This is a genomic window from Streptomyces sp. NPDC127190 (assembly GCF_042672505.1).
Classification (GTDB): domain Bacteria; phylum Actinomycetota; class Actinomycetes; order Streptomycetales; family Streptomycetaceae; genus Streptomyces.
The window spans coordinates 319,209-343,823 of sequence record NZ_JBHXVE010000003.1 but is presented as its reverse complement, the minus strand read 5'-3'; the positions used below and the strand labels follow the sequence as shown (position 1 = coordinate 343,823).

Below are 24,615 nucleotides of genomic sequence, written 5' to 3'. Positions count from 1 at the left end.
CATGGTCACCGACCTCGGCCCGGTCATCCGCACACGGCCGACGCTCGCTGTGTGGAAGTTCGCCTCCTGCGACGGCTGCCAGCTGACCCTGCTCGACTGCGAGGACGAACTTCTCGGCCTCACCGAACGCGTCCGGATCGACCACTTCCTGGAGATGACCCCGGCCGAGGGCGCCGACGGCGGGCGTGCGCGGCTGGAGGGGCGGGGGCCGTACGACCTGTCCCTGGTCGAGGGGTCGATCACCACCGCCGAGGACGCCGAGCGGATCCAGCACGTCCGTCGAATCAGCCGGTATCTGGTGACCATCGGGGCCTGCGCCACCGCGGGCGGCGTACAGGCTCTCCGCAACTTCGCCGACGTCGACGAGTTCCTCGCCGCCGTCTACGCTCAGCCGGAGTACATCGCCACCCTGGAGACCTCGACCCCGATCTCGTCCCACGTGCCGGTGGACTTCGAACTGCGCGGCTGCCCCATCGACCGCCACCAGCTCCTCGAAGTCATCACCGCCTTCCTCGCCGGACGCAAGCCGCAGATCTCCAACCACAGCGTCTGCTTCGAGTGCAAGAGACGCGGCACCACCTGCATCACCGTCGCCCACGGCACCCCCTGCCTGGGCCCGGTCACGCATGCCGGCTGCGGCGCCATCTGCCCCGCTTACGGACGCGGCTGCTACGGCTGCTTCGGACCGTCGAGCAAGCCCAACCTGCGGTCCATGATCGCGCAGCTGCGCCACGACGGGATGAGCGAGCGGGACATCCAGCGTGTCTTCCGCACCTTCAACGCCGCGTCGCCGGAGTATGCACCCGTACCCGACCTCGCGGCCGCGGAGCAGCAGAGCCCTCCGGCCTGACGGACCCCCGCCCGGAAAGGCTCGCATGAACCATCGCGAAACCCGCGTCCTGCGCCTGGACGCGCTGGCCAGGGTGGAAGGCGAGGCCTCCCTGCACCTGCGCGTCGATGGGGACACGGTCGCCGAGACGCGGCTGCGCATCTACGAACCACCGCGCTTCTTCGAGGCCTTCCTGACCGGCCGGGGCCACACCGAGCCCCCCGACATCACCGCCCGCATCTGTGGCATCTGCCCGGTCGCCTACCAGATGAGCGCCTGCCAGGCGATCGAGAACGCCTGCGGCGCCACGGTGGACGGCCCTCTCGCAGACCTGCGCCGCCTGCTGTACTGCGGCGAGTGGATCGAGAGCCACACCCTGCACATCTATCTGCTGCACGCCCCGGACTTCCTCGGGCGTGCGGACGCCGTGGAGCTCGCCCGCGATCAGCGTGCCGCCGTCGAACGAGGCCTGCGGATCAAACAGACCGGCAACGCGATCCTCGAACAGCTGGGCGGCCGCCCCATCCACCCCGTGAACGTTCGGATCGGCGGTTTCTACCGGACGCCGGCACCGAATGAACTCCGTCCACTGGCGGAACGGCTGCGGCAAGCCCGGGAGGACGCGCTGGAGACCGTCCGCTGGGTGGCGGCGTTCGACTTTCCGGACGCCGTGTGTGACCACGACCTGTTCGCACTGCGTGATCCCGGCCGCTACGCCATCGACTCCGGAACACCGGCGGTCCTGGCCGCCGACGGCCACGGCGGGGCGTCGAGCGAGTTCCCCCTGTCCGAGTTCGAACAGCACGTCCGGGAAGAGCAGGTACCCCACTCCACCGCCCTGACGGCCACGCTCGACGGCCGCCGCTACCTCACCGGTCCACTGGCCCGCTATGCGATCAACGGCCGGTGGCTGCACCCCGTGGCCGCCGAGGCGGCGCGAGACGCCGGACTGGGCGACCCGCTGATCGGCGCCGTCTGCGACAACCCCTTCCGGAGCATCGTCGTACGAGCCGTGGAAGTGGTACAGGCCATCGAGGAAGCCCTGCGGATCATCGACGGATACGAACGACCTCCCCGGCCTGCGGTCGAGGTACCACCGCGCCAGGGCGTCGGCTACGGAGCCACCGAGGCGCCCCGAGGCCTGCTGTACCACCGCTACGCCCTCGCCGAGGACGGCACGCTCACCGAGGCCCGCATCATCCCACCCACGGCCCAGAACCAGACGGCCATCGAGGAGGACGTGCGCAAGGCGGTCCAGACGCGACTGGAAGCGGCCGGGCCCGCCGCCGACGACGAAGAGCTCACCCATCTGTGCGAACGGGCCATCCGCAACCACGACCCCTGCATCTCCTGCGCCGCCCACTTCCTCGACCTGACCGTGGAACGTCGATGAACAGCCGGGTCGTGGTGATCGGCGTGGGCAACACCCTGCGCGGGGACGACGGGGTCGGCCCGGCGACAGTGGAGGCCTTGCGGGACCGGGTCCCGGACGGAACCGTCCTGACGGTCAGCGACGGCGAACCCGCACGGATGCTCGACCTGTGGCGCGGTGCGGACACGGTGGTCGTGGTGGAAGCCCTCCGGGCCCGGCCGGCCCGGCCGGGGGAGCTGCACACTCTGACAGCGGCGGACGCGGCCTCCCGGACAGCAGCTACGGCGAGCACCCATGCGCTCGGTCTGGGCGAGTGCCTTGCGCTGGCGGAAGCGCTCGGGCAGCTGCCGCAGAGGCTCGTGGTGCACGCCATGGAGGTGGCGGACGTCGAACTCGGCGCCCCCCTGAGCGAAGCGGTGCGGTCGGCGCTCCCCGAACTGATCGACCGGGTCGCCGCTTCCGTTCGGCAGGCCTACGGACCGAACCACGAGGACTAGGTCCACCTCAACGCCGCACGCAGGCGCGGGCCCATGGTCGTCGGAGCACGGCGCAGAACGGGGCACCTCGGATTCCAGCTCGGCCGCGTGAGCCATGCACTCCTCCACCAAGCACAGTGCCCTGTCGCGGTTGTGCCCGGACGGCAGTGAGGCGCTCCAAGGCATGTTCGAGCGCTGACAGCACCCTCGCCCCTGCTGTCCGCCATGCGGCCGGATGCCCATCGCCGGCGGGGTGGCGACGGGTCCCGCAGTGTGGAGAGCAGGGGGCGGACCGGCCGGTGGGCACGGACACGTGAGCAGAGGTGGGACGCGTGGACACGGATGTCTCGGAGCCACGGGTCGTGGTCGGGGTCGACGGGTCGCAGTCCTCGTACGAGGCCCTGCGCTGGGCCGTGCGCTACGCCGGGCTGGTCGGCGGCACCGTGGAAGCGGTCGCGGTGTGGGAGCTGCCGGGCCTGTACGGCTGGTCGGGGCCCGCGGTGGACATGGACGTCGACGAGGAGGAGACCCGGCAGACGATGAGCCAGGAGCTGACCGACGTGCTGGGCGAGCAGGCCGTGGGCTCTGTCCGGACCCGTGTGGTGCACGGCAACCCCGCCGAGGTCCTGCTGCGGGCCGCTGAAGGAGCCCAGGCCCTGGTGGTGGGCAGCCGCGGCAGGGGCGGGTTCGCGCGTGCCCTGCTCGGCTCCGTCAGCCAGCACGTGTCCCAGCATGCCAGCTGCCCGGTTGTGATCGTGCGCTCACAGAAGCGGTGATCCGAGGCCAGGGTGTGCAGCCGGTTCACTGGAGCGCCGCGTGAATCTCCTTGCTCAGCCGCAGGAGCGCCACCGTGTCCGTGGTGTTCTCGTGCCCCCCGGTCGATGGCGTCACAGCGGGCGAGCAGTTCGAGCGGTGCGCCTTCGACACAGGCGAAGAAGACGCCGTCGTGGTGCACGGCGCTCATGAGCTTGCGCGTGGAGTCGAAGGGATGCTCGGCCACCCGGGCAGCCCGGGCTCCTTTCCGCGGATTCAGGCTGGAACACGACCGTGGTCAAGGCGATGGTGGATCCCCGCAGCCGCCTGATCCTCTGCAGCAGTGCGGGTCACCCCCCGCCGGTCCTGGTGCACCCGGACGCGGGCTGTGAACTGCTGGACCGGGCCACCGACCCACCTCTGGGCGCCCGCAACCAGCACGTCCCCCGCCCTCAGGCGGACGTGTCCTACGCGCTCGGCGACACCCCCGATGCCCTCGGCCACTGCGCCACCCTCGCCCCGGAGGCCCTGGCCGATGCCGTGCTGGCCCGCCTCGGCCTGGCCGGCGCCCGCGGCGACGTCGCTCTGGTCGACATCCGGCTCTGACAGTTGCAGGTGTGCAAGCGGCGGTTGACCATGTGGGTTTGGCAGTTCTGCCCGCTCCCCATCAGAGGCTTGCAAAGAAGGGGTGAGCCATGCCTGCCAGAGCGTCGCCGAGATCCGTCCCCGGGGTGGGTGCATCGTCTGCCTTTTCCCAAGTGAGGCCCGAATTCTGGCTCTTTCTTCCCTGTGCCACAGGAACCCCACAGGAGAGACTTCCAGGCATGATCAGAGCAAGAGGCGTGCGCCTCATCATCCTGCTCGCTACGAGCTGTCTCGTGCTGCTGGGCGTTCAGGCCGTCCCGGCCTCCGCGCAGGTTTTCTGCGGCACTCACTCGGTCGACGGCGCGATCTGGACCCAGTACACGCAGACTCCCGGCATGCAGGGCGCCCTGGGCTGCCCCACCAGTGACGAACTCGCTGTCCCCGACGGTGTGGGACGCCGTCAGGTCTTCGAGCACGGTTCCATCTACTGGAGCCCCGACAGCGGCGCCCACACCGTGTGGGGCGTCATCGGCGACAAGTGGGGCCAATACGGATGGGAAGGCGGCAACCTTGGCTACCCCCTGACCGATGAGATCAAAAACCCCGACGGCCGGGGTGTGCGTCAGCAGTTCCAGCGCGGTTCCATCTACTGGAGTCCCTCCACCGGGGCACACCCCGTCTGGGGACTGATCGGCTGGTACTGGGGCAAGCAGGGTTACGAAGGCGGCTTCTTCGGCTACCCCACCAGCGACGAGTACCCCGGCACCAAGATCGGTGGCCCGGAGGACGCCAACGCCGGTGTGCGCCAGGACTTCGAGCACAGCCGCTACCTGCTCTACAGTCCCGGCCAGGGTTCCGCTCCGGCCGCCTTCGACTCTTGCGGCAACGCGTGCATCGGTTACGGAGCCGCCGTCAACTCAAGGTGGGTCGTGAAGACAGAGGTGTACGTCAACCTGGGAGACCAGCGCGCCCGCACCGTCGACATCACTCCCACCAACGCCGCGTACAAGACGGTCAACCCCCTCGTCGACAGTGCGGTGGATGACATGAGCGGGCTGTGGAAGCAGACCTGGTCCAACCTGGACCCGATCTACTTTCCCAACGCGACGCAGACCGAGACCAATTCGGTGTACGAGCAGCTGTACTGCCACGCGAAGTACTCCTACGCCAAGAACTCGGCGGAACACTTCGGCGGCCCGACCTGGGACCTTGAGGTGTGGCGCCCGGACATCGGCATGGACAACTTGAAGATGCTCCAGTCCAAGTGCAACTGGGGCCCCGACTTCCCCCAGTAGGGCGTTTTCGCTCCGCAGAAGCCGCCTGAACGAGCCGCCACCGCTATGACCTGCGGTGACGTAGATGACCACTGATTCCCCGGCCGCATCCGGCGGCCTCATCCCTATCGGCAGCGGCCGGGGTCCCCCATGCAAGCGCGCACACAGTGCTCACACACCTCGACTTCCCCGAAACAGGCAAACCGCACAACCCCGGCAGGTCAGCGGCTCCCCTTCAGAAACAAACACTTTGACATGCTGGGGGTCATGGCTCACCGTCCGCACCCCGTCCGCGAGAGCGCCCGCTGGCAGATCGATCGTCAACTGGGGCCCGTTGCGAGATGGCCGACGGCGCGGCCTCGCCCCCTTCATGCGACCACTCCTCGGTGCCCGATGCCCTCTGATGGGGCTGTTCAGAGAATTTCGAGCAGATCGGCCACCGGCCGACGTGGGCTCGCGAGGCCTTCGGGGCCGTAGCCGAGCCTGATCACCATCTGGACGTGTGCCATGGACGAGACGGGGTCGCGGACGGCCCACCGGATCTCAGGCCATTCCAGGGGCTGCGAGGTGACCGAGGCGACGAGGTCGTCCGCGGTGGCCTGAAGCAGCACCCGTTCCAGTGCCTGACCGGCCACGAGCCAGTCCACGGGCCCGTCGCGGGCCGTGCCCAGCAGGGCGATGTTCGGGTTCTTCTCGAAGGGCGCCCAGCCACGGCCGGGCATCGGACGACCGACGCCGAAGTCACGCACAGGAACCGAGGTGCCGCGCTGCCGAGGACCGAACGCCTCGCCCGGGATACCGTCGGCCACCCCAGCGGCATGGGGCAGTTCTGTGTGCGTCCAGCGCGCCGTTTCCTCACGCACGTCCGGCGCGCGCGCCTCTCTGTCTTCTGCGTCCCGCACCAGTTCCAGGATCGACTGCGCATGCCATGCGCCGGGGAACAACAGCTGGGCCCCCTCGCCGCGGGCCGCTTCGGACAGCCCCTCCCGCACATCGGCTGGGATCTCCTCGTCCCGGAAGGGCAGCCGACTGGAGTGGCGGCGCCGGATCGCGGGGCCCAGCCGGGCCAGCGCTCCGTCGGGTGGTTCGGTGCCGCACAGATGTACTTCGGCGAGGAAGTCGGGGTAGGCCGAGTCGGGCAGCAGGCGGACCAGCGGCGCCAGGCCCGCCGCCGCGGCTGCCACGCGCAGGTTCAGCAGCGCGGCACCGCAACCGATGTGCAGGCCCCGATTGGCGGGGTCGGTCCGCGGCATGGTGCGTTCCAGGTCGGCGTACAGGCGGAGCACGCCGATGTCCGGCAGGTAGCGGAAGGTCCAGGGCTGTGCGTTGTGCAGGGAGGGCGCTGCGGCGGCGTCCGACACGAGTGCGGTGACGGTGTTCACGTCGAGGGGTTCTGCAGTCATGACGGCTTCCCTTTGTGCCGGACCTGGGTTTCACCCCGGTGCCGGGACGGCGATGACAGGGCAGGCGGCGTGGCGCAACACGCCTTGGCTGACCGAGCCCAGCAACATGCCGGTGAAACCTCCACGGCCCCGGGTTCCCACCACGAGACCCAGTGCATGCGCCGAGGCATCGGTGAGGACTTTGACGGGATGCCCGCGGACCACTTCGTGACGCAGTCGACCTCGGGGAAGCGGGCATGGCGGCCTGCCGCGATCTCGGAGGGCAAGCGGCGGCACTCCTGCTGCGGCTCGCGCTCATCGAAGATCCGGAGCGGTCCGGGCTCCCAGACGAGCAGGGCCCGCAGCTCGGCGCCGCGCAGGGCCGCCTCCTCGAACGCCACGTCGACCGCGGAGCGGAGTGTTCGCTGCCGTCGACGCCGACGACAAAGTAAGCCGGCTCCTGGGTGATGTGTTCCGGCTCGGGAACGACCACCACGGGACATCGAGTATCGGCCACGACCGGCAGGGCCACCGAGTGCGAGCCGAACACCTCCTGCCTGCGGCTCAGGTGCCGAGATCCCAGCACTACGGCGGCGGCGCCGCGACTCTGCTCGCGCAGCACCCACACCGGGTCGCCCTCCGCGAGCAGAGACCCCACCTCGAGCTGTGGGTGCCGGGTCTCGACGAAGACCGCGGCCTCCTCCAGCACCTGCTGGCCGCCTTTGTGCAGCGCCTCGTTCCACTCCTCCCACGACGGTGGGACTTCCCGCCCGCGGTAGCCCCGGGTGGGCATGCCCTCCACATGGACCAGGCGCAACGGCAACCGCCGACGGGCGGCTTCGTCTGCCGCCCAGGCCAGCGCCATCCGATGGCCGGGATCAGGATCGAGACCCACCACGACCGGCCGGTGGTCAACGGGCCCGGACATGGCCGTCTCCGGTCACCGGATGGCGGATGCAGGCATCAGGTCCTGGGACGTACAGGGCCACCGGTCCGCTGTCGGCCCAGCGCACGCCGTAGGGCGGTCTGCCGTCCGGGTGCTGGAGGCCGACGATCTCGCCGTCACGTGCGATGACTCCGGCCGTGGTCCCCCGTACGGCGATCTCGTCGCCCACACGGGAGCGCATCGAGGCGCCTGCTGCCTCGATGCCGGTGGTCGGTACGGCCTGATTGCTCTTCCTCAGTGGTGCGGGAGCGGACATCGCCCTCGCCTCCTCCCTGCTGTAGCGCGGAGGGAATGCCGCCACCAATTCCATGGAAGTCTTCGGGGCTGTCGGCCTGACAGGGGCCATTGGTCCCCGTGGCGGCCCTGTCGACCCTCTGCTTGCGCGGGGACGGTCAGTGTGTGTGCGCCGAGAGTGGTAAGGAGCGGGAAGCCGGCGTGTCCGAGGGGACGACGCACTGCTCCGGGGGCAGTCGCGCTTCGAAGTCAGCGCGCACCGAGGCGGTGAGCCGCACAAGAGCCTCGGACCATATCGGCGGGACCGGCTCGGGGTCTTTGCTCCGGAGTGCCGGGCCGGGAAGAGCGGCGAGGTCCTCGAGGAATCGCTTGCGGGCATCCCGCCCGTGGTCCGGCGGCCATGTCTGCCGCCCACCGCCCACGACCATGTGCAACAGTGGCTGAGCGGAATGCGGTGGCTCTTCCCCGGCCAGGGCGATCACGTCGGGTCGTCCGGCGCGGCGGAAGACCTGCTTGCGGCCCGGGGCCGTGAGTTTCGCCGAGGACGGTTTCATCACGGGGTGGCCGGCGTACTCGACGAGCTTGTAGGCGGCGTCCGGTTAAGGGGCCTCGCAACCACACCCACCTTCGTGCCCACCGGCCCACCGGGTGACCGGGAAACGTCGAGGTGCCGTGCACGACGGCATCGTGGAGCTGACCGGCCGGATGCCCTCGGCGACACTGGCCCGGCTGGTGGCGGAGGTCGAGGAGATCTCCGACGTGGTCGAGGTGAAGAACCTGCTCACCGCCGCCTGATCCCGGCCGCTCTCAGCGGAAAGGATGATCCTCGACTTCGTGCGAGTCGTGCGGGCCGGATCCGTGCTGGTCCACGTGGGAGGCGAGGACCGCCGCCTGGACGCGGCGCTGCACGCCCAGTGTGGCCAGCAGCCGTGAGATGTGGTTCTTGACGGTCTTCTCGGACAGATACAGCTTCTTGCCGATCTCGCGGTTGGTCAGACCCTCGCCGATCAGCGCGAGAATGTCGCGTTCTCGGGGCGAGAGGCCGGCCAGTTCAGGGGGCAGAGACGGAACCGCGGTCGGGTCCGCACGCAGGGAGTGCATGAGGCGGGCGGTCGTCGCCGGGTCCAGCATCGACTGCCCCGAAGCGACGGTGCGCACCGCCGACACGAGGTCGGAGCCCTTGATCTGCTTCAGCACGTATCCGGACGCCCCGGCCATGATGGCGTCCAGCAGGGCGTCCTCGTCGTCGAAGGACGTCAGCATCAGGCACGCCAGTTCCGGCATCCGGTCGCGCAGCAGGCGGCCCACCGTGATGCCGTCGCCGTCGGGCAGGCGGACGTCGAGCACGGCGACGTGCGGTCGCAGAGCGGGGCCCCGGGTGAGTGCGTGTTCGGCGGTGTCCGCGTCGCCGACCACGGAGATGTCCGGTTCGGCCTCCAGAAGGTCGGCCAGCCCACGTCGTACCACCTCGTGGTCGTCGAGCAGGAACACGCGGATCGGATCCTGCTCGGTGAAGGTGCGTGTCTCGGCCATGGAGACCTCGATTCCGCGAGCGATGGCACTTGCCGAATGTCCTCGATGCCGATCATCACCTGACGGTGCCCATCGCACCAGGGCCGTCCGGCCCCAGTCACCCTGCGGCGGTACCCCTCCGGCTACTGCGACCGGCTGTCACGCGCGAGGTCGGCGGGCTTCGCCGAACTGCTGGTGCCGGGTTCCCGGCACGCCATGCCGTCCCCGCTGTTCCGGCGGCTGCGCCGCCCGCCCACCCTGGACCTCGACGACATCCAGGCGACCGTGCTGCGGGCCCGGCCCGAGCCCTACTTCGGCACCCACGCGATCCTGGAGATCACCGAACCGGCCGCGGGCAGGGAACTGCTGCGCCGACTGGCGCCGCGGGTGACCTCGGCGGCACGCTGGGACGAACCGCAGCCGTCCTGGCTGGCCCTCGCCCTCAGCTACCAGGGACTGGTCGCACTGGGGCTGCCGGAGACCTCACTGGCCTCCTTCCCGGCCAACTTCCGCGCCGGGATGGCCGCCCGCGCCGAGCGGCTGCGGGACACCGGCGTGAACGCGCCGAACCGCTGGGAGTTCCCCTTCGGCACGCCGCGGGTGCATGTCGCCGTCACGGTGTTTGCCGCGAGCGAGGACGACTGGCGGGCCGAAGTCGCCGCCTACGAAAAGGAACTGGGCGAGGTGCCGGGCGTCCGGCTGCTGTCGCACCAGGACTTCGCGGCCGACGGGTTCAACGTCTTCGGCTACCGGGACGGCTTCAGCCAGCCGGTGGTCGAGGGCAGCGGCGCCGAACCGCTGCCCGGCGACGGACGCCCCATCAGGGCCGGGGAGTTCGTCCTCGGCTACCCGAGCGAGACCGGTGTGCCGCTGCCCGTACCGGCTCCGGACGTCCTGGGCCGCAACGGCACGTACGTCGTCTTCCGCAAGTACCACTCCCACGTCGCGGCCTTCAACAAGTGGCTGCACGACAACGCCTCCACCGAGGTGCCGAACGCGAGCTGCTGGCCGCCAAGTTGGTCGGCCGCTGGCGCAGCGGCGCACCCCTCGCCCTCTCGCCCGACCGCGACACCCCCGCCATCGGCGCAGACCCGAACCGGATCAACGACTTCGACTACTCCGCCGACCCGCGCGGACTGCGCACCCCGCTCGGCTCCCACATCCGCCGGATGAACCCGCGCGACACCAAGCTCACCGCCCTCACCGACGTCAACATCCGCCGCATCATCCGGCGTGGCACCTCCTACGGCACTCCGCTCCCCCCGGACCGCCTCAAGGACGACGGCCGGCCGCGCGGCCTGGACTTCATCGCCCTCGGCGCCCGTGCCATCGACAACGTCGAGTTCCTCCAGAGCGAATGGGTCGGCTCCGGCAACTTCATGGGCCTGGGCAAGGAGAAGGACCCGATGATCTCGCTCCAGGACAAGGGCGCCTACTTCACCGTGCCCGGGACCCCGCCGCGCCGGGTGCAGAACATCCAGTCCTTCAACACACTCCTCGGCGGCGAGTACTTCTTCATGCCCAGCCTGTCCGCCATCCGCTGGCTCGGCAGCACCTGACCCCCACCCCACGCGGAGACAGGCCCCATGACCTCGTACGTCCGCTACAGCCCCGACCTCGAACAGCCCTTTCCGGACGAGGACGAACTCGTCCGCCAGGTCGTCGCGGCCATGGGCAAGGCCAACCAGCAGGTCGCCGACAAACACCGCCACGGCCTGCGCGACGCCCACGCCAAGAGCCACGGTGTCCTCGCCGGCGAGCTGCGCGTCCAGTCCGACCTGCCCGCCCACCTCGCCCAGGGCCTCTTCGCGGAACCGGCCGTCTACCCGGTGATCGTCCGCTTCTCCTCCGCCCCCGGCGACCTGCGCTCCGACCAGGTGCCCGTCCAGCGCGGCCTCGCGATGAAGGTGATCGGCGCCCCCGGGCCCCGGGCCCTCGACGACGGCTTCACCACCCAGGACTTCCTCCTCGTCAACCACCCCACCCTGCCCTTCGGCAACATCGCCGAGTACGCCAAACTCCAGGGCATCCTGGAGAAACAGCCCGGCCAGAGCGACCAGCAGCTCCAGCTCAGCGGCGCAGCCGCCCGCGTGGCCGCCAAGGCCCTCACCCGGGTCGGACGTCCGCTCCCGCCCGCCGTCGAGACCCTGGCCGCCGCCAACGACCACATCCTCGGCGAGACCTTCCACTCCATGGCCGCGCTGCGCTACGGCGACCACGTCGCGAAGATGTCCGCCGCACCCCGCTCGGCGAACGTCAGGGCCCTCACCGGCGTCCACGTCGACAAGAAGGCCGGCGAGTCGGCTCTGCGCGACCTCGTCGTCGACTTCTTCGCACACAACAGCGCCGAGTACGACCTCCGCGCCCAGCTGTGCACGGACATCGAGCGGATGCCGGTGGAGGACGCCTCGGTCCTGTGGCCCGAGGAACTGTCACCGCACCAGACCGTGGCCGTGCTGCATCTGCCCGCCCAGGACGCCTACAGCGACGCCCGCCGCCGCTATGCCGACGACGTCCTCTCCTTCAGCCCCTGGCACACCCTGGAGGCCCACCGCCCACTGGGCTCGATCATGCGCTCCCGCCGGGCCGCGTACCCCGCCTCCAGTGACTTCCGGCACCGCTTCAACGGCATCGAGCCGCAGGAGCCGTCCGACATCCAGGAGCTGCCCGCCTGACCAGGTCCCGACCGACCCCGGATACGGCCGCGGGCCGGTCGGGACTCGCGTGCCAGAATGGAGAAGACCGTTCTCCGCTCTGTCTTCTTCGAGGTTCCTTTCGTGTCCCAGCCCGTCGGCCGTGTGCCCCAGCGACGCAACGCACGGTCCAACCGGGCCCGCATCCTGGCCACCGCCCGCCAGGAGCTCGGGCGGAACCCCGACGTCACCCTGGAGGAACTCGCCCGCGCCGCCGGTGTCGTACGGCGCACGCTGTTCGGGCACTTCCCCGGGCGGGCGGCGCTGCTGGACGCGCTGGCCGAGGAGGCCACCGAGGCGCTCCAGGCCGCCGTCGCGGACGGCGCGGGGGTGACGGAACCGGCCGACCGGGCGCTCGCCCACTCCACGTTGGCGCTCTGGCCCGTGGGCGACCGCTACCGGATGCTCCTGGCGCTGGCCCGAAGGGACCTCGGCATGGACCGTGTCGCCGGGATCCTGGAGCCCGCCCGGGTCAGGGTCACGGCCATCGTGGAGCAGGGACAACGGGACGGCCTCTTCCATACCCAGCTGCCGGCCCCGGTGCTGGGCGCCGGTCTGGAGGCGATGACGATCGCCCTGCTGGAACAGGTCAACACCGGGGCGCTGGAGGACGACGGCACCCGGGTGGCCGTCACCCTGCTCATCGCGGCCGGTGTGCCGGAGAAGCGGGCGCAGATCGTCGTCGACGAGGTGGCCGCCGCCGAGGGGTGAGACCGCCCCTGCACAATCCCTGACAAAAAGAGGGGGGACGGTGCCGGGTGTCCCCTCCCGGCACCGTCCCGGGGCCGTGCGCCGCTCACGGCACGGCCCGTCCTGGGGATGGAGGAGGCCGGAATCGGGGTTCCGGCCTCCGGCGTACGGGGCTCAGGCGCCCACGGTCTCGGTCTGCTCCTCAGCAGCGGGTGCCGCATCTTCCTCACCGTGCTTGCGGCCGGGCAGGACGGCGACGACGATCAGGGTTCCGGCGGCCATGATGATGCCGCCGATGATGCTGGTGTGGGCGATGGCGTGGGCGAAGGACTCGTGCACCGCGCCGAGCAGAGTCTGGGCCTGTTCGGCGCCGCCCCGGGGGTTCTTGGCGACCTGTTCGGCGACCGCGATGCCGCCGCCGACGGAGTCCTTGGCGGTGTCCATGGCGGCGGCCGGGAGGTGGCCGCCGACCAGGTCGGTCAGCTTGTCCTTGTAGGACGTGGCGAGCAGCGAGCCGAGGATGGCGATGCCCAGCGAGGCGCCGAGTTCCAGGGCGGTGTCGTTGGCGCCGCCCCCGACGCCCAGCTCCGACTCGGGGAAGGAGCCCATGATGGTGTCGGTGGCCGGGGACAGGCTCAGCCCGATGGCGAAGCCGAGCAGCAGCAGCGGGGCCACGAAGTCGGTGTAGGCGGAGCCGGAGTCGATCCGGCTGAGCAGGAAGACGCCCACGGTGCCGATCACCATGCCGGTGCCGACCACCAGCTTCACGCCGAGCTTCGGAGCCAGCCTGCCGGTGACCGCGGCACCGACGAACACGGACCCGGCCAGCGGCAGCAGGCGGATGCCGGTCTCCAGGGCGTTGTAGCCGAGGACGAACTGGAGGAACTGGGTGGAGTAGTAGATCGAGCCGAAGGTACCGAAGAAGAAGAACAGCACCGCGAGCATCGCGCCGCTGAAGGGACGCTCGGTGAACTTGCGCACGTCCAGCATGGGGTTGGGGTGCTTCAACTCCCAGGCGACGAAGGCCAGCAGGCCCACGCCGGCGACGACGGCCGCGGTGATCGGGCCGACGCCCCAGCCGAAGTGCGGGCCCTCGATGGTCGCGTAGACCAGGCAGCCGACCGACACGATCGACAGCAGACCGCCGCCGTAGTCGATCCGGCCCATGTTCTCCGCCTTCGACGGCGGCACGAGCAGCAGTGCGCCGATGACGCCGAGGACGGCGAGGGGGACGTTCATCAGGAAGGTGGAGCCCCAGGCGTGGTTCTCCAGCAGCCAGCCGGCGGCCAGCGGGCCGGCGGCGATGGCGAGACCGGAGGTCGCGGACCAGGCGGTGATCGCCCTGGCGCGCTCGGCGCGCGGGAACATCGCGACCAGCAGCGACAGTGTGGCCGGCATGACGACGGCGGCACCGACGCCCATGATCGCGCGGGCGGCGATGACGAGGTTCGTCTCGTCGACCAGGCCGCCCATCACCGAACCGCCGGCGAAGATCAGCAGGCCGAGGACGAGGGCACCGCGGCGACTGTACTTGTCGCCGATCGCGCCCAGCACGAGCATCAGCGCGGCGTAGGGGACGGTGTAGCCGTCAATGACCCACTGAAGGTCACTGCTGCTCAGCCCCAGGTCCTTCGTCATGTCGGGGGCGGCCACGATCAGTGACGTGTTCGCCATGACGACGATCAGCAGGCTCAGGCACAGGACCAGCAGGGCCCACCAGCGCCGGTGGTAGGGCTCCGTCATCTTCTCGACGGGCGTCTTCGCAAAGAGCGGCATGGTCAGGCTCCTCGGCAGGAGGTGAAGCGGAGGCTTCGGGGACGGAATCAAGGGGATCGGTGCGCGCGGGCCAAGAGGACCCGGCGTCGGGGGGCCAGTTAATTGCCCATCGATGTGCAGACTAGTTTATTGCTCATCGGTGTGCAACTATCGAGTTGCCCTACCCCGTCAACCGGAGGTCCGACATGATCCACGCACCCGTGACAGCCGCCTCGGATGTGAGCGCCCCGGCCCGGACCAGGCGGCGCACGATCATCGCCGCTGTGTCCCTCGTGGCCCTGCTGGTCGGCGGAGTCTCGGTCGACCGGATCGCCGCGGCTCGTGCGGAGAGCCGTACGGCCCAGGCGTTCCAGGACGGCATGGGAACCGCCGATCGGCCGTCGGTGCACGTCAGGGGCTTTCCCGTACTGAACCAACTGGCTGCGGGCAGCCTGGACCATGTCGACCTGACCGCCCACGACATTCCGGCCCGCGGCACCACCCGGCCGCTCCCGGTGACGAAGCTGACGGTGGGGATGGACGGGCTGAAGACCTCGGGGAGCGCCGACGAGGCTCACGCGGACGGCGTCACAGCGACTGCGTTCCTGTCGTACGCGGACGTGTCGAACGCGCTCGGCGTGCAGGTGTCACAAGGGGACGAGTCCGGCCGGGTCGACGCGACCGCGAGTCTGCCGCTCGTCGGCGACGTGACCGTGAGCGCGGCCGTCTCGGCGGCCGGCGACAACCGCATCGCCTTCACGGACGTACGCGCGGAGCAGGGTGAGCCGCCCCCGCCGCTGAAGTCACTCCTCGACAGGGCCCTGGACGAGCCCGTTCCGCTACATATCGTGCCCGAAGGGCTCCGTCTGCGCTCGGTCACCACCGGCGAGGACGGAATCGACGCCCGCTTCACGGGCCGCTCGGTCACCTTCCGCCCGGACGCGTCGTCCGCGTGAGGTCAGGTGGCGTCGGGCAAGGGGCGCCGGGCGACCTCGTGCGCTTCGTCCGCGGGCAGGCCCAGCATCCGCAGGACCATCTCGGCGAGGTTGACCGCGGCCTCGTCGCCGTCCGCCTCGGGGTGGGTGAACCGCAGCTCCACCAGGGACAGCAGGGTTCCGCCCAGGGCGGTCAGCGCGACCACGGGGTCGGAAGTGGTGAAGCGGCCGGAGGCGATGCCGACCTGGAGATCACGCAGGGCGCGTCGGGTCAGTCCGTTGTCCGAGTGGATGTGCCCGAGGCCGCGGCGGCGCACGACCTGCATCAGCTCCGGGTGGGAGCCGGCCATGCGGGCGCTGAGCCGGAAGCCGGCCGCGACGTGCTCCGCCGGGTCGTCGATGCCCGTCAGGCGCTCGTCGAAGGCCTGCCCGAACTCCTCGAGGGCGTCGACCACCGCCGTCTCGAACAGCTCCGCCTTGGAGTCGAAGTGGTTGTAGAAGGAGCCGAAGCCCACGTCCGCGCGCTCGGCGATCGCCTGGATGCTCGCGGTGGTGTCACCGCTCTCGGCGAGTATCTGCCGGGCCGCTCGCACGAGAGCCCCACGGGTCTCCGCGCGACGCCGCTCGAACCGGTTGCTGGGCGGGGCTGACGTGGACATGCGTGGAGTCTAGCGGTTGCCCCGAGGGGATCGCAGTCCTGATGAATTCATCATTTCCTGCGGCGAACTTCTTGACGACGGAACTGTCACAGTTGATGATTTCCTCATTACGGCAATGTTGCTCGGAGGGCACCATGTCTGACATGCACGTCAAGGGGGACGTCATCACGGCCCACCAGGACCTCCACAGCGAGCAGGGCGCCCGGCGCGGCGAACACCCCGGCCGCTCCCGGAACCCCGTGATCAAGGTGGCGGACCTGGCCTGGCTGGAGTTCGAGAAGCCCGACCTGGACCGGGCGGAGGTCTTCGCCCGCGACTTCGGCTTCTCCGTCGCCGCCCGTACCGAGCGCGAGCTGTGGCTGCGGGGTACCTTCGCGGGCTCGCCCTGCATGGTGATCCGACGCGGCCGTACGTCCCGCTTCATCGGCCCGGCGTTCCGCGCCGCCGAGCGGGCCGACCTGGACCGGCTGGCCCGCGCCACCGGATCGTCCGTACGGGACTCCGACGTGCCCGGCGGCGGCAAGGTGGTCGATCTGCTCGACCCGTCGGGCTTCCCGGTCCGGGTCGTGCACTGTGGCGAACAGCTCCCCGCACTGCCGGAACAGCAGCCGCTGCTCCTCAACTTCGGCACGGAGCACCGTCGTACCAACGCCCCCCAGCGGCCGCCGCGCGAGCCGTCCCGCATCCAGCGGCTCGGCCATGTGGTGCTGGAGACACGGGTGTTCGGCCGGGCCCTGGACTGGTACCTGGACACGCTCGGCATGATCGTGTCCGACTTCCTGTTCCTGGACGGACAGCGCGATCGCGGCCCGACGATGGCGTTCATCCGCTGCGACCTGGGCGGTGTGCCGGCCGACCACCACACCCTCGCGATGCACCTGGGGCCGGGCACGGGATACATCCACTCCGCCTACCAGGTCACCGACCTCGACTCCATCGCCACCGGTGGTGAATACCTCAAGGAGCGCGGCTACAAGCGCAGTTGGGGCATCGGCCGGCACATCCAGGGCAGTCAGCTCTTCGACTACTGGCGCGATCCCGACCGCTTCATGCTGGAGCACTTCGCCGACGGCGACCTGTTCTCCAGCGACGTCGAGCCCGGCTGGGCGCCGATGTCCACCAGCGGCCTCGCTCAGTGGGGCCCGCCGGCCACCCGCGACTTCCTCGGCGCGAACCCCTCCCCGCAGCGGGTCCGCGATGTCATCGAGGCCCTGCGCGGCGACAACGAAATGGACCCGGCACGACTGTTCGGCCTGCTCAAGGCCGCCACATCCTGAACCCCGCACGCGAATCCCTCACAAAGGCACTGACATGAGCACCAATGTCCTGCGCACCGCCGACGGCTGGTGGGTCGTCCGAGGCGACCGAGCCGTCCCCGTCGAGACCAAGGCCGTGACCACGGCGGAACTGCTGGCCGACCGGCCGGCCGTCCGCGAGGCCGCCGCCTCCGGCGAACCGGGCACGCCTGTCGCCGACCTGGTGGCGCTCTCACCGGTCACCACGCCCTGCCGGGTGGTCGCCCAGATGGTCAACTACCGCAGCCACGCCCGCGATTCGGGCTTCAAGGGCGACATCCCGCCCGCCTTCTTCCGCAAGGCGTCCGGCTCCGTCGGCGGCCCCGGTGACACCGTCGTCCGGCCGTCGCACGTGAAATTCCTCGACTACGAGATCGAGCTGGGCCTCGTCATGGGCGCGCCCCTGCCCGTCGGCACCGTCGTGGAGGAGCGGGACCTGCCGTCGTACGTCGCCGGACTGGTGATCACCAACGACGTCAGCGCCCGTGAGGTGCAGCTGACCAAGACCCAGTTCTACGAGAGCAAGTCGTACCCCACCTTCACGCCGACCGGTCCGTACCTGGCGTTGCTGGAGCCGGAGGACTTCGCTCATCTCCTCGACCTGCGGCTGAAGTTGAGCGTCAACGGCGAGCTGCGCCAGGACCGCACCCTCGCCGACATGATCGTCCGCCCGGCGCAGGCGCTCACCCTGCTGGCCCGCTTCCAGACCCTGGACGCCGGCGACCTGCTGCTCACCGGTACTCCCGGCGGCACGGCCCTGAAGGCGCCGCCGAAGGCCGTCGAGAAGATCGGCGCGCTGCTGCCCCCGGCGGTGAAGTGGAAGGCCTTCTTCAAGAGCCAGGCCAAGAACCCGCACTACCTGCACCCGGGCGACATGATCACGGCGACGATCGCGACCCCCGACGGCCGCATCGACCTCGGCGAGCAGCGCACGCCCGTCGCGGCCGCGAACTAAACCCCGAGGTGAGCCGCACATGACCGTCGATGAAGCCGCCCGTGTGCCCGTCGTGATCGTCGGGGCCGGGCCGGTGGGCGTGACCGCCGCCCTGCTCCTGGCCCGGCGCGGAGTCCGCAGTGTCGTCCTCGAACGCCACCAGGACGTCTACCCGCTTCCCCGCGCCGTCGCAGCCGACGACGAGATCCACCGGATCCTCCAAGCGGCAGGCGTCGGTGAGCAGTTCGCCGCGATCGCCCGCCCGGCGAAGGGGCTGCGGCTGCTGGACGCCCGGCACCGGGTGATGGCCGAGTTCCGGCGCACCGAGCACGGCCGGCACGGCTACCCGCAGACCAGCATGTTCGACCAGCCCGAGCTGGAGCGCGTACTGCGGAACGCCCTGGCCCGGCGCCCCGAGTGCGCACTGCGCGATGGCGTGGAGGTCACCGGCGTCGGCCCGGACTCCACCGGCCCCGTCCGTGTCACCTACCGCGACGACACCGGCGAGCACGAACTGTGGGCCGACGCGGTCCTCGGCTGCGACGGCGCCAACAGCCTCACCCGCGAAGCCATCGGCGGCGCCTGGGAGGACCTGCGCTTCGAGGAACGCTGGAAGGTCATCGACGCCGACACGACGGGCCCCGTCCGCTGCTGGGAAGGCGTCGACCAGATCTGCGACCCGGTCCGGCCGGCCACCTTCATGCGCGTGAGCGACAACCGCTACCGCTGGGAGTTCCGGCTCGGGGAAGGACAAGAGACGGTCCGTGAGCTGATCGCCCCGTGGCTGCCGCCCACGTACGACGGGGACTTCGAGGTCGTCCGAGAGACGCAGTACACCTTCCGGGCCCGCGTCGCCGACCGCTGGCGCCACGGACGCGTCTTCCTGCTCGGCGACGCCGCCCACCTCACCCCGCCGTTCGTCGGGCAGGGCCTGTGCTCGGGACTGCGGGACGCCTACAACCTCACCTGGAAACTCGCCCGCGTCCTTCAACAGGGCGGTGACGAACGGCTGTTGGACACCTACGAGAGCGAACGCAAGCCACACGCACTCCAGGTGGTCCGCGTCGCGGTCGCCATGGGCTGGGCCATGACCGGCGGCCAGGACGGCGCCGCCGCGATCCGCCGCAGGGCGCTGGCCGCCGCCTGCCGCATACCCGGCCTGGCCGAGCTGGCCGGCCGCGACCTCAGCCCGCCCCTCACCGCCGGGCCCCTGGTGCGGCGCGGGGTCCGCCGGGGCCTGGCAGGCACGCACTGCCCCCAGCCGTGGGTGAGCGTCGGCGGACGACGTACCCGTCTCGACGAGGCGCTCGGCGACTCCTTCGCCGTGCTGACCGCCGCCGAACCCGGACCCTCCCTGACCGCGCTCGCGCACGGTCTCGGCGTGCGCGCGGTCCCGGTGGCCGGCCTCGGCGACGACGGCACCCTCGCCGGCTGGCTGCGCGCCGGACGCGCGGACGCCGTCCTGCTGCGGCCCGACCGCGTCGTGATGGACGTCGTCCCCTCGGGCGGCCGCGACTTCACGTCGACCGCCGCCTGGGCATCCCTGCTGCACACCACACGAACCCCCGTCCCTTCCCCACGGACGGCCCCGAAAAGCCTGTTGAGGAGTACGACGCGATGAGCACGCCCTTCTTCGCCCCCGATCCGCAGACGGCGGCCGCCAGTCGCATCGCGGACTTCGCCCGGCTCCAGGGCATGGACCCGGAGGACTACGCCGCCCTGCACCGCTGGTCGGTCACCGACCTGGAGGGCTTCTGGGGCGCGGTGTGGGAGTACTTCGACATCGACGCCGCCACCCCCTACGAGCAGGTGCTGGCCGAGGAGCGGATGCCGGGCGCCCGCTGGTTCCCCGGCGCCACCCTCAACTACGCCCACCACGCCCTGCGCAACCTGGCCGACGACGAGGTGGCGATCCTCGCCCTCGACGAGACCGGCTCCGGGTACGAGGTGACCGGCGCCCGGTTGCGTGCCCTGGTGGCATCCGTGGCCGCCACCCTGCGCGACCTCGGCGTCGGCAGGGGCGACCGGGTCGTCGGCTATCTGCCCAACACCCCGCACGCCATCGTCACGTTCCTCGCCGCCGCGAGCCTGGGCGCCGTCTGGTCGGTGTGCGGCCAGGACTACGCCCCCCAGGCCGCCGCCGACCGCTTCGCCCAGCTCGAACCCACCGTCCTCGTCGCCGCCGACGGCTACCTCTTCAACGGAACCACCCACGACCGCCGCGAAGCCGTCCTCGAACTCGCCCACGCCCTCCCCACGGTGAAGGCGACCGTGCTGGTGAGCCACATGGGCCTGCCCTGGCCGCCGCAGGCCTACCCGTCGCCGGTCGTCCCCTGGGAGGACGCCTCCACCCGCACCGAGGAACTCGCCTGTGTGCCGGTCCCGTTCGACCACCCGCTGTGGGTCGTCTTCTCCTCCGGCACCACCGGCCTGCCCAAGGGCATCGTCCACGGCCACGGCGGCGTGCTCCTGGAGCACCTGAAAACCCTGGGACTCCACTCGGACCTGGGCCCCGGCGACCGCCTCCTCTGGTACACCACCACCCACTGGATGATGTGGAACCTGGTCGCCTCCACCCTCCTCACCGGCGCCACCACCTGCACCTACGACGGCAGCCCCGTCCCCTTCGCCACGCCCGACGTCCTGTGGGAACTGGCCGCTCGCCACCGGGTCACCGTCTTCGGCACCAGCCCCCAGTACCTGCTGGGCATGGCCAAGTTCGGCATCGACCCCGCCGTGCACGACCTCTCGTCGATCCGGGTGGTCGGCTGCACCGGCTCCGCGCTGCCGGCCTCCGCCTATCCCTGGGTCCGGGAACACGTCGGCGACCGGGTACTGCTGGCCTCGATCAGCGGCGGCACGGACGTCGTGTCCGGCTTCGCGGGCAGCGCGCCCACCACCCCCGTCTGGGCCGGAGAGTTGTCGGCCCCGCACCTGGGCGTGGCGCTGGCGGCGTACGACGCCGAGGGCTTCCCCGTCATCGACCGGGTCGGCGAGCTGGTCGTCACGCGCCCCATGCCCTCGATGCCGCTGTACTTCTGGAACGACCCGGAGGGCACCCGCTACCGCGACGCCTACTTCGGCTCCTACCCCGGTGTGTGGCGGCACGGCGACTGGATCACGGTCACGGGGCACGGCTCGGTGATCGTCCACGGCCGCTCCGACTCCACGCTGAACCGCAACGGCGTACGGCTGGGCAGCGCCGACATCCACGACATCGTCGAACGTCTCCCCGAGATCGCCGAGGCCCTGGTCATCGGCGCGGAGGAACCCGACGGCGGCTACTGGATGCCGCTGTTCGTGGTCCCGGCGGCGGGCGTCGAACTCGACGGCACCCTCCGGGAGCGGATCAAGGACGCCATCCGAACCGGCGCATCACCCCGCCACGTCCCCGACGAGATCCTCGAAGCGCCGGGCATCCCGCATACCCGCACCGGCAAGAAGCTGGAGGTCCCGGTCAAGCGACTGCTCCAGGGCGCCCCGGTCGAGCAGGTCGTCAACCCCGCCACCGTGGACAACCCGGAACTCATCGGCTTCTACGTCCAGGTGGGCGCCGAGCGCCGCAAGGGCGGGTCCGACTCGTTCTGACGGTGCGCCCACAGCAGCAGCGTCATTGGCCATGAGGAGACTGCGGAGCGCTCTCGGGTGCATGATCCAGCGGCGCTCCGGGGAGGACGCGGGCATGGGCGACCCCGGGCTGTTCACACCGCGCTCCGTGACCTGGCAGATGCACGGCGACCCGATGATGTGGGTCGCCGGCGTCCGCGCGCTCTACCTCCAGGCCCTGCACCCGCGCGCCGTCCGGGGCGTGTTCCAGAACTCCGACTTCCGCCGCGACGCCTGGGGCCGGCTGATGCGCACCGCCGACTTCGTCGGCACGACCACCTACGGCACGACCGAGGCCGCCGAACGCGCAGGCGCCCGCGTCCGGAAGATCCACAGCATGCTGAGCGCGACCGACCCGGACACCGGAGAGCGGTACGGCGTCGACGAACCCGCACTGCTGCTGTGGGTGCACTGCGCGGAGATCGACTCCTATCTGCACGTGCTGCGCCGCTCCGGCTACCCGCTCACCGACACCCAGGCCGACCGGTACATCGCCGAACACCGCGTCAGCGCCCGCCTGGTGGGGCTCGACCCGCGGACCGTACCGGCGAGCCGGGCGGAACTGGCCGCCTACTTCGAGAAGACCCGCCCGGAACTGGCCGCGGGATCCGAGGCCCGGGCGGTGGACGACTTCCTGCTCCACCCGCCGACGCACCCCCTCCTCGTACCGGCCCGCGAGGTCCTGTGGCGGCGCGTGGCGCAGCTGGCGTACGCCGCTCTGCCGCCGTACGCCCATGAGCTGTACGGCAGACCGGCCCCCGAGCCGGCCGTCGTCACCCGCCGGCTGCGCACCACCGGGACCCTGCTGCGCCGCATTCCCGCACATCTGCGCTGGCAGCTCCCGCCCAAACACATCCTGCGGGCCATGGAGCGGCTCGGCCCGCAGGCCCGCCCCGCACCGTACAAAGCCGGGCGATAGACCGCCGTACTGGGCCGTCAGGGGGTGGCGATGCCGCACCGGCCCCCGGCACCGGGACAGGAAGCCGCACGCTTCTGGCCGCGGCCGATCACCACGTGTTACGAAGAACCATGCCTGCCCACGAGGGAACCCGCGCCTACGACACCGTCATCGTCGGCGGCGGCCACAACGGTCTGGTCGCCGCCGCCTACCTGGCCCGCGCCGGCCGCTCCGTGCTGGTCCTGGAACGCCTGGACCACACCGGCGGCGCCGCCGTCTCCACCCGCCCGTTCGCCGGCGTCGACGCCCGCCTGTCGCGCTACTCCTACCTGGTCAGCCTGCTGCCCCGGAAGATCGTGCGGGATCTCGGGCTGGACTTCCGGGTCCGCGCCCGCACCATCTCGTCGTACACCCCGGCGGTACGCGACGGGCGGCCCACCGGTCTGCTCGTCGGTGGCGGCGAGCGGCGCACCCGGGAGGCCTTCGCCCGACTCACCGGCGGCGAGCGCGAGTACGCCGCATGGCAGCGCTTCTACGGCATGACCGGCCACGTCGCCCAGCGGGTCTTCCCCACCCTCACCGAGCCCCTGCCCACCCGCGACGAGCTGCGCCGCCGTATCGACGACGAGGCCGCCTGGCGGGCCCTGTTCGAGGAGCCGATCGGCATCACTGTCGAGGAGCGCTTCGAGGACGACCTGGTCCGCGGGGTGGTGCTCACCGACGCCCTCATCGGCACCTTCGCCGACGCCCACGACCCCTCCCTCGCCCAGAACCGCTGCTTCCTCTACCACGTCATCGGCGGCGGAACCGGCGCCTGGGACGTGCCCGTCGGCGGCATGGGCGCCCTCACCGACGCGCTCGCCGCGGCCGCCCGTACGGCCGGGGCGGTCATCGCCACCGGACACGAGGCCGTACGGATCGACACCGACGGACAGCGCGCCGAGGTCACCTACCGCACCGCCGACGGCGAGGGCGTCGCCGCCGCCCGGCACGTTCTGGTGGGCGCCTCCCCGCAGGCCCTGGCCGCACTCACCGGGGACCCGGCGCCGGAGCCCGCCGAGGGCGCCCAGCTCAAGGTCAACATGCTCCTGAAGCGGCTGCCCGCGCTCCGCGACCCCGCCGCCGACCCCCGTGAGGCCTTCGCCGGCACCTTCCACATCGCCGAGGGCTACCGGCAACTCGCCACCGCCCATACCCAGGCCGCCGCCGGTGAACTCCCCGCCGCACCGCCCTCGGAGATCTACTGCCACTCCCTGACCGACCCCACCATCCTCGGCCCCGACCTCGCCGCCCGCGGCTACCAGACGCTCACCCTGTTCGGCCTGCACACCCCGGCCCGGCTCTTCGACCGGGACAACGACGCCGCGCGCGAGGCCCTGCTGAAGTCCACCCTCGCCCAGCTCGACGCCCATCTCGCCGAACCGCTCGCCGACTGCCTGGCCACCGACGCCGACGGCCGCCCCTGCATCGAGGCGAAGACCCCGCTCGACCTCGAGCGGGACCTCGGGCTGCCCGGCGGCAACATCTTCCACCGAGCCCTGTCCTGGCCGTACGCCCAGGAGGGCACCGGCCGTTGGGGCGTGGAGACCCGGCACGCCAACGTGCTGCTGTGCGGCGCGGGCGCGGTGCGTGGGGGAGGGGTGAGCGGAGTGCCGGGGCACAACGCGGCGATGGCGGTGCTGGAGGCGGCCGTGTGACGCGACGGCGCCCGCCGCACCGTCCGGACGAAGTAATCTGACGATGCGTCAGAAAAGGCCTTCCGTCGTCCGGACGGCTGCGGCATCCTG

24 protein-coding genes and 2 pseudogenes are annotated in these 24,615 nt (G+C 71.0%); 19 read left to right on the top strand and 7 right to left on the bottom strand.

The features are described from left to right. Nucleotide 1 precedes the first annotated feature (1 nt). From ACFVIU_RS07285 to ACFVIU_RS07255, 7 genes and pseudogenes are all read left to right on the top strand, one after another. Nucleotides 2-850: an oxidoreductase gene (locus ACFVIU_RS07285; protein ID WP_385841173.1), complete on the top strand. Its 849-nt coding sequence runs from the start codon at nt 2-4 to the stop codon at nt 848-850. Between the two features lie 25 nt (nt 851-875). Continuing rightward, the gene (locus ACFVIU_RS07280; RefSeq protein ID WP_385841172.1) at nt 876-2,222 is read left to right on the top strand and encodes a Ni/Fe hydrogenase subunit alpha; all 1,347 of its coding nucleotides are present in this window, start codon (nt 876-878) and stop codon (nt 2,220-2,222) included. Continuing rightward, nucleotides 2,219-2,698 carry a hydrogenase maturation protease gene (locus tag ACFVIU_RS07275; protein WP_385841171.1) on the top strand — a complete coding sequence of 160 codons (480 nt, stop codon included), beginning with the start codon at nt 2,219-2,221 and terminating at the stop codon, nt 2,696-2,698. The genes ACFVIU_RS07280 and ACFVIU_RS07275 overlap by 4 nt, the downstream gene beginning before the upstream one ends. A gap of 33 nt (nt 2,699-2,731) precedes the next feature. Continuing rightward, nucleotides 2,732-2,848 (top strand): annotated as a pseudogene (locus ACFVIU_RS07270) (universal stress protein); the annotation flags it as partial. A gap of 161 nt (nt 2,849-3,009) precedes the next feature. Next, the gene (locus ACFVIU_RS07265) at nt 3,010-3,453 is read left to right on the top strand and encodes a universal stress protein (RefSeq protein ID WP_385841170.1); all 444 of its coding nucleotides are present in this window, start codon (nt 3,010-3,012) and stop codon (nt 3,451-3,453) included. Between the two features lie 271 nt (nt 3,454-3,724). Next, on the top strand, nt 3,725-4,036 hold the full coding sequence (locus ACFVIU_RS07260; protein ID WP_385841169.1) for a SpoIIE family protein phosphatase: 312 nt from the start codon (nt 3,725-3,727) through the stop codon (nt 4,034-4,036). Nucleotides 4,037-4,254: 218 nt separating this feature from the next. Continuing rightward, complete coding sequence (locus ACFVIU_RS07255) at nt 4,255-5,310, top strand: DUF2599 domain-containing protein (RefSeq protein ID WP_385841168.1); 1,056 nt, start codon at nt 4,255-4,257, stop codon at nt 5,308-5,310. 392 nt (nt 5,311-5,702) lie between these two features. Here ACFVIU_RS07255 and ACFVIU_RS07250 read toward each other — a convergent pair whose 3' ends face one another. From ACFVIU_RS07250 to ACFVIU_RS07235, 4 genes and pseudogenes are all read right to left on the bottom strand, one after another. After that, complete coding sequence (locus tag ACFVIU_RS07250; protein WP_385841167.1) at nt 5,703-6,692, bottom strand: Acg family FMN-binding oxidoreductase; 990 nt, start codon at nt 6,690-6,692, stop codon at nt 5,703-5,705. 30 nt (nt 6,693-6,722) lie between these two features. Continuing rightward, complete coding sequence (locus ACFVIU_RS07245; RefSeq protein WP_385841166.1) at nt 6,723-6,896, bottom strand: universal stress protein; 174 nt, start codon at nt 6,894-6,896, stop codon at nt 6,723-6,725. A 316-nt stretch (nt 6,897-7,212) separates the two neighbouring features. Beyond that, nucleotides 7,213-7,536, bottom strand: a pseudogene (locus tag ACFVIU_RS07240) (universal stress protein); the annotation flags it as partial. Nucleotides 7,537-7,582: 46 nt separating this feature from the next. After that, nucleotides 7,583-7,873 (bottom strand): DUF1918 domain-containing protein, encoded by a 291-nt coding sequence (locus ACFVIU_RS07235; RefSeq protein WP_385841165.1) that lies wholly within the window; start codon nt 7,871-7,873, stop codon nt 7,583-7,585. A 650-nt stretch (nt 7,874-8,523) separates the two neighbouring features. On the opposite strand from ACFVIU_RS07235, the gene ACFVIU_RS07230 reads away from it, so the two are divergent. Then, on the top strand, nt 8,524-8,646 hold the full coding sequence (locus ACFVIU_RS07230; protein ID WP_385841164.1) for a hypothetical protein: 123 nt from the start codon (nt 8,524-8,526) through the stop codon (nt 8,644-8,646). A 12-nt stretch (nt 8,647-8,658) separates the two neighbouring features. On the opposite strand, the gene ACFVIU_RS07225 is transcribed toward ACFVIU_RS07230, so the two are convergent. Continuing rightward, entirely contained in the window at nt 8,659-9,384 is a 726-nt protein-coding gene (locus tag ACFVIU_RS07225) for a response regulator (protein ID WP_385841163.1), read from the bottom strand. A 195-nt stretch (nt 9,385-9,579) separates the two neighbouring features. Between ACFVIU_RS07225 and ACFVIU_RS07220 the strand changes: the two genes are divergently transcribed. From ACFVIU_RS07220 to ACFVIU_RS07205, 4 genes are all read left to right on the top strand, one after another. Beyond that, nucleotides 9,580-10,536: a hypothetical protein gene (locus tag ACFVIU_RS07220; protein WP_385841162.1), complete on the top strand. Its 957-nt coding sequence runs from the start codon at nt 9,580-9,582 to the stop codon at nt 10,534-10,536. Then, the gene (locus tag ACFVIU_RS07215) at nt 10,533-10,922 is read left to right on the top strand and encodes a hypothetical protein (protein ID WP_385841161.1); all 390 of its coding nucleotides are present in this window, start codon (nt 10,533-10,535) and stop codon (nt 10,920-10,922) included. The genes ACFVIU_RS07220 and ACFVIU_RS07215 overlap by 4 nt, the downstream gene beginning before the upstream one ends. Nucleotides 10,923-10,949: 27 nt before the next feature. Further along, nucleotides 10,950-12,038 carry a catalase family protein gene (locus tag ACFVIU_RS07210; protein WP_385841160.1) on the top strand — a complete coding sequence of 363 codons (1,089 nt, stop codon included), beginning with the start codon at nt 10,950-10,952 and terminating at the stop codon, nt 12,036-12,038. Between the two features lie 102 nt (nt 12,039-12,140). Continuing rightward, entirely contained in the window at nt 12,141-12,767 is a 627-nt protein-coding gene (locus ACFVIU_RS07205) for a TetR/AcrR family transcriptional regulator (protein WP_385841159.1), read from the top strand. 153 nt (nt 12,768-12,920) lie between these two features. Here the strand turns inward: ACFVIU_RS07205 and ACFVIU_RS07200 are convergent, their stop codons facing one another. Beyond that, nucleotides 12,921-14,522: an MFS transporter gene (locus ACFVIU_RS07200; protein WP_385841158.1), complete on the bottom strand. Its 1,602-nt coding sequence runs from the start codon at nt 14,520-14,522 to the stop codon at nt 12,921-12,923. A 185-nt stretch (nt 14,523-14,707) separates the two neighbouring features. Between ACFVIU_RS07200 and ACFVIU_RS07195 the strand changes: the two genes are divergently transcribed. Next, entirely contained in the window at nt 14,708-15,457 is a 750-nt protein-coding gene (locus ACFVIU_RS07195; protein ID WP_385841157.1) for a DUF2993 domain-containing protein, read from the top strand. Nucleotides 15,458-15,459: 2 nt separating this feature from the next. Here ACFVIU_RS07195 and ACFVIU_RS07190 read toward each other — a convergent pair whose 3' ends face one another. Beyond that, nucleotides 15,460-16,095: a TetR/AcrR family transcriptional regulator gene (locus ACFVIU_RS07190; protein WP_385841156.1), complete on the bottom strand. Its 636-nt coding sequence runs from the start codon at nt 16,093-16,095 to the stop codon at nt 15,460-15,462. 134 nt (nt 16,096-16,229) lie between these two features. Between ACFVIU_RS07190 and ACFVIU_RS07185 the strand changes: the two genes are divergently transcribed. From ACFVIU_RS07185 to ACFVIU_RS07160, 6 genes are all read left to right on the top strand, one after another. Then, nucleotides 16,230-17,372 carry a VOC family protein gene (locus ACFVIU_RS07185; protein ID WP_385841155.1) on the top strand — a complete coding sequence of 381 codons (1,143 nt, stop codon included), beginning with the start codon at nt 16,230-16,232 and terminating at the stop codon, nt 17,370-17,372. Nucleotides 17,373-17,406: 34 nt separating this feature from the next. Continuing rightward, nucleotides 17,407-18,345 carry a fumarylacetoacetate hydrolase family protein gene (locus ACFVIU_RS07180; protein WP_385841154.1) on the top strand — a complete coding sequence of 313 codons (939 nt, stop codon included), beginning with the start codon at nt 17,407-17,409 and terminating at the stop codon, nt 18,343-18,345. Nucleotides 18,346-18,364: 19 nt separating this feature from the next. Beyond that, nucleotides 18,365-19,945, top strand: coding sequence for a bifunctional 3-(3-hydroxy-phenyl)propionate/3-hydroxycinnamic acid hydroxylase (locus ACFVIU_RS07175; protein ID WP_385841153.1), 1,581 nt, complete (start codon nt 18,365-18,367; stop codon nt 19,943-19,945). Beyond that, nucleotides 19,942-21,912, top strand: a complete 1,971-nt coding sequence (locus tag ACFVIU_RS07170) for an acetoacetate--CoA ligase (protein WP_385841152.1) — start codon at nt 19,942-19,944, stop codon at nt 21,910-21,912. The genes ACFVIU_RS07175 and ACFVIU_RS07170 overlap by 4 nt, the downstream gene beginning before the upstream one ends. A gap of 94 nt (nt 21,913-22,006) precedes the next feature. Beyond that, nucleotides 22,007-22,849: an oxygenase MpaB family protein gene (locus ACFVIU_RS07165; protein ID WP_385841349.1), complete on the top strand. Its 843-nt coding sequence runs from the start codon at nt 22,007-22,009 to the stop codon at nt 22,847-22,849. A gap of 110 nt (nt 22,850-22,959) precedes the next feature. Then, nucleotides 22,960-24,525 (top strand): phytoene desaturase family protein, encoded by a 1,566-nt coding sequence (locus ACFVIU_RS07160; RefSeq protein WP_385841151.1) that lies wholly within the window; start codon nt 22,960-22,962, stop codon nt 24,523-24,525. The last annotated feature ends 90 nt before the right edge of the window (nt 24,526-24,615 follow it).

Bases quoted from the DNA above. Each gene is read 5' to 3' on its own strand.
- ACFVIU_RS07215 (WP_385841161.1), top strand. From the start codon at position 10,533: ATGAACCCGCGCGACACCAAGCTCACCGCCCTCACCGACGTCAACATC.
- ACFVIU_RS07165 (WP_385841349.1), top strand. From the start codon at position 22,007: ATGGGCGACCCCGGGCTGTTCACACCGCGCTCCGTGACCTGGCAGATG.
- ACFVIU_RS07225 (WP_385841163.1), bottom strand. From the start codon at position 9,384: ATGGCCGAGACACGCACCTTCACCGAGCAGGATCCGATCCGCGTGTTC.
- ACFVIU_RS07275 (WP_385841171.1), top strand. From the start codon at position 2,219: ATGAACAGCCGGGTCGTGGTGATCGGCGTGGGCAACACCCTGCGCGGG.
- ACFVIU_RS07255 (WP_385841168.1), top strand. From the start codon at position 4,255: ATGATCAGAGCAAGAGGCGTGCGCCTCATCATCCTGCTCGCTACGAGC.
- ACFVIU_RS07235 (WP_385841165.1), bottom strand. From the start codon at position 7,873: ATGTCCGCTCCCGCACCACTGAGGAAGAGCAATCAGGCCGTACCGACC.
- ACFVIU_RS07280 (WP_385841172.1), top strand. From the start codon at position 876: ATGAACCATCGCGAAACCCGCGTCCTGCGCCTGGACGCGCTGGCCAGG.
- ACFVIU_RS07250 (WP_385841167.1), bottom strand. From the start codon at position 6,692: ATGACTGCAGAACCCCTCGACGTGAACACCGTCACCGCACTCGTGTCG.
- ACFVIU_RS07180 (WP_385841154.1), top strand. From the start codon at position 17,407: ATGAGCACCAATGTCCTGCGCACCGCCGACGGCTGGTGGGTCGTCCGA.
- ACFVIU_RS07160 (WP_385841151.1), top strand. From the start codon at position 22,960: ATGCCTGCCCACGAGGGAACCCGCGCCTACGACACCGTCATCGTCGGC.
- ACFVIU_RS07285 (WP_385841173.1), top strand. From the start codon at position 2: ATGGTCACCGACCTCGGCCCGGTCATCCGCACACGGCCGACGCTCGCT.
- ACFVIU_RS07195 (WP_385841157.1), top strand. From the start codon at position 14,708: ATGATCCACGCACCCGTGACAGCCGCCTCGGATGTGAGCGCCCCGGCC.
- ACFVIU_RS07170 (WP_385841152.1), top strand. From the start codon at position 19,942: ATGAGCACGCCCTTCTTCGCCCCCGATCCGCAGACGGCGGCCGCCAGT.
- ACFVIU_RS07210 (WP_385841160.1), top strand. From the start codon at position 10,950: ATGACCTCGTACGTCCGCTACAGCCCCGACCTCGAACAGCCCTTTCCG.
- ACFVIU_RS07200 (WP_385841158.1), bottom strand. From the start codon at position 14,522: ATGCCGCTCTTTGCGAAGACGCCCGTCGAGAAGATGACGGAGCCCTAC.
- ACFVIU_RS07175 (WP_385841153.1), top strand. From the start codon at position 18,365: ATGACCGTCGATGAAGCCGCCCGTGTGCCCGTCGTGATCGTCGGGGCC.
- ACFVIU_RS07185 (WP_385841155.1), top strand. From the start codon at position 16,230: ATGTCTGACATGCACGTCAAGGGGGACGTCATCACGGCCCACCAGGAC.
- ACFVIU_RS07190 (WP_385841156.1), bottom strand. From the start codon at position 16,095: ATGTCCACGTCAGCCCCGCCCAGCAACCGGTTCGAGCGGCGTCGCGCG.
- ACFVIU_RS07220 (WP_385841162.1), top strand. From the start codon at position 9,580: ATGCCGTCCCCGCTGTTCCGGCGGCTGCGCCGCCCGCCCACCCTGGAC.